This window comes from Janthinobacterium sp. AD80, assembly GCF_002878455.1.
Lineage (GTDB): Bacteria > Pseudomonadota > Gammaproteobacteria > Burkholderiales > Burkholderiaceae_D > Janthinobacterium.
Genome location: NZ_NRDQ01000324.1, coordinates 1 through 727 on the forward strand (window position 1 = coordinate 1; position 727 = coordinate 727).

Here is a 727-nt window from a genome sequence, read left to right on the forward strand (position 1 = left end):
CTTCAAGGCTGGACTCCTGGGCGCGGCGGCGCGGCAAGGCGCCGCGCCGCGTGTTGGTCAATGAAAACATGGCTACTGGTAGCGCCGGATGGCGATGGTGCGGAAAGGCGGCTGGGCGGGCGGCGCGGCGCTTGGGACCAGCCGTGCCGGCGGCGGCTGGCTGTTCCAGCGTCGCCAGCAGCGCCTGCGCGCGCTGTTCGGCCGCGTCGATGCTGGCCAGTTTCACATGGCCGTAGCCGCGGATGGCTTGCGGCAGTTCGGCCAGCGCCACGATGGATGCCAGGTTGCGGGTGTTCAGGCGCGGCAGCAGGGTGTCCAGGCGCGCCGTGTAGTCGCTGATCAGCTGGCGCTCGCGGCGCCGTTCCGCGCTGTAGCCAAACACGTCGAAGCGCGTGCCGCGCAGCCCCCTGGCCCTGGCCAGCAGCGCCAGCAGCTTGCCCATCCACGGACCGAAGGCGCGCTTGCGCTTGCCCAGCAGCGGCGGCGCCATGTGGAAGGTGAGCGTCACGTCGCCCTCGAACTGCTGCCGCAGCTCGCGCTGGAAGTGGCCGTCCGAAAACAGCCGCGCCACCTCGTATTCATCCTTGTAGGCCAGCAGCTTGCTGTAGCCGCGCGCCACGGCCAGGGTCAGCACGGGCGGCGCATCGGCGCCGAAGACGGCGCTTTCGCGCTCGCGCACGTGCGCCACAAAGGCCTGGAAGCGTTCCGCCAGCGCCGCGTTCTGGTA

At 70.7% G+C, this 727-nt stretch carries 1 protein-coding gene; it reads right to left on the reverse strand.

The window, feature by feature from the left end; genetic code table 11:
* A partial coding sequence (locus tag JaAD80_RS31105) for a DUF6537 domain-containing protein (RefSeq protein WP_374755289.1) occupies positions 1 to 727 on the reverse strand: 727 nt, incomplete at both ends.